Annotated in this window: 2 protein-coding genes and 1 pseudogene; all 3 read right to left on the bottom strand. The window is 56.3% G+C overall.

The features are described from left to right. A pseudogene (locus V7665_RS13455) lies at positions 1 to 266 on the bottom strand (PAS domain-containing protein); the annotation flags it as partial. Positions 267 to 413: 147 nt separating this feature from the next. Continuing rightward, complete coding sequence (folP, locus tag V7665_RS13450) at positions 414 to 1550, bottom strand: dihydropteroate synthase (RefSeq protein WP_335665044.1); 1137 nt, start codon at positions 1548 to 1550, stop codon at positions 414 to 416. 1 nt (position 1551) lies between these two features. Continuing rightward, on the bottom strand, positions 1552 to 2298 hold a 747-nt coding region (locus V7665_RS13445), incomplete at its 5' end, for a site-specific DNA-methyltransferase (protein WP_335665043.1).

Genomic DNA, 2298 nt, shown 5'->3' with positions numbered 1-2298 from the left:
GGATCATTTTCAAAAAAGGTGGTAAATTGTTCGGAAATCAGATCAGACACCGGTCTGCCCAAATTTTCTGCGGCTTTTTCCGTCAGATAGATTATCCGGCCTTCCGCGTCGGTCGCCCAGAGCCAGCTTATGCCAGCCTGTTCAAAATCGTCGAGTATTTCAGAGCGGTGTGCTTGATCGGCAACCATAGTGGCAGAGGCGGTATCGTCTTCCGATGGGGAAGCGACATTGCCTGAAAATGCTCTTAAAAGCCCCTTTACTGCCATGATATTTGAGTTACCGCCCCACGTTAAATATTCTTGTCCAACATGGCGGTCGTTACCAAATCATTCTTTAAATTGCGCTAACGACAATTTTACATTGCTAAGTAATGTTCCGGATTTGGGAAAGCGGATGGTATTGCGAAGTCCAGTCTAAACCGGCGCGGTCAGTCCCGCATCGCGCATCCCGCGCCAGACCTGCAAGGCCTGAACCGTCTCCGGCACATCATGCACCCGGACAATTTGCGACCCCTGCTGGATAGCGTGATGGGCGAAGGCGATCGAACCGCCGAGGCGCTTGTCGACCGGCGCTTCTTTCGACAAGGCGCCGATCATCCGCTTGCGGCTGGCACCGATCAGCAGCGGCTGACCGAGCGCATGAAACATCGCGATATTGTTCATCAGGGCAAGATTGTCGGCCAGCGACTTGCCGAAACCGAGACCGGGATCGACGATGATTTTCTCGCGTTCGAAACCCGCCGCGACCACGTCGGATATTCTTTGTTCCAGCCAGTCGAGCGTGTCGGTGACGATATTGCCATAGCCATCGCTCTTGTGCGGATCCTTGCCGCTCGAAGGTGCGTGCATCAGCACCACCGGACGGCCGGAGACACCGGCCACATCAAGCGACCTTTTGTCGTGCAACAGCGCTGAGACATCATTGATCAGTTCCGCGCCCGCGGCAATCGCCGCTTCCATCACCGCTGCCTTGCGCGTGTCGATCGATATCACGGCGCCGCAATGGGCCAGTCTTTCGATCACCGGCACCACCCGCTTGATCTCGTCGCCTTCCCAGACCGGATCCGCGCCGGGCCGGGTGCTCTCCCCGCCGATATCGAGGATCGAGGCACCGGCAACAGCCATCGCCAGTCCCGCTTCGGCCGCCTTGTCCGGGTCGTCCTGATGCTTGCCGCCGTCGGAAAAACTGTCGGGGGTGATATTGAGAATGCCCATGACATGCGGCTGGTCGAACCGGAGCACGCGCTCGCCGCATTTCAGCGCTGCATGCTGCCGGGTCAGATTGGCAAATTGCGCCGCAGCCCGTACCGCCAATGGCTCCGGCAGGGCTTTCGACCATTCCGGCCATTGGGTGATGTTTACCAGACCTCTAAGGTTCGGCCTCCCATTCTCGATTACCAGATATTCAATCTGAGAAAACCAGATCAAACTATTGTTTAATCTGGAGTTTTTATCCCCATGCCATTGCGGACTATCTACCAGACCTACCGGCTTCAGATAGAGTTTTGCATTCGCTCCACATGCTTCCAGTTCTTCCGAAATATCGCCCATATCAGGGTTCGGTGGCCAGCAAATAGGTCTGCCGCAGATCGTCAATCGGCTTCAGCTTCTTGCCGTCATCATAATACCAGTAGGTCCAGCCGTTGCAGCTCGGTGCATCCTGCACAGCCGCGCCAATTTTGTGGATCGAGCCTTCCTGCCCTTCCCAGAGCAGAGAACCGTCGGCGCGCACTTTGACTTTATACTTGCGGTTCTTGCTGCACAATTCGTCGCCGGGTTTCAGATAGCCGGTTTCGACCAGCGTTCCGAAGGCAACCCGTGGTTTGGATTTCGGCGACTGCATCGTCTTGAGCGAGCTTTCATCCAGCGGCAAAGCCTCGGCGATGCGCTGTTCGGCCACTTCGCAATAGCTGTCCTCTTTCTCGCAACCGATCCATTCGCGGCCCAGTCGTTTCGCCACCGCGCCGGTCGTGCCAGTCCCGAAAAACGGGTCGAGCACGACATCGCCGGGATTGGTCGTCGCCAGCATGATCCGATAAAGCAGGGCTTCGGGTTTTTGGGTCGGGTGCGCCTTGGTGCCATTGCGTTTCAGCCGCTCCTGCCCGCCGCATATCGGCATCACCCAGTCGCTGCGCATCTGCAATTCATCATTGAGATTTTTCATCGCACGATAGTTGAACGTATATTTCGACTTTTCCGATTTCGAGGCCCAGATCAGCGTCTCGTGCGCATTGGTGAAGCGGGTTCCCTTGAAATTCGGCATCGGATTGGCCTTGCGCCAGATGATGTCGTTGAGGAT

Origin of the sequence: Parasphingorhabdus sp. (assembly GCF_036964675.1) — a bacterium.
Taxonomy (GTDB): domain Bacteria; phylum Pseudomonadota; class Alphaproteobacteria; order Sphingomonadales; family Sphingomonadaceae; genus Parasphingorhabdus.
The sequence above is the reverse complement of the archived record's forward strand: the minus strand, read 5'-3'. Positions and strand labels throughout refer to the sequence as shown.

Coding starts and splice junctions, on each gene's coding strand:
- folP (WP_335665044.1), bottom strand. CDS start 1,550: ATGGGCGATATTTCGGAAGAACTGGAAGCATGTGGAGCGAATGCAAAA.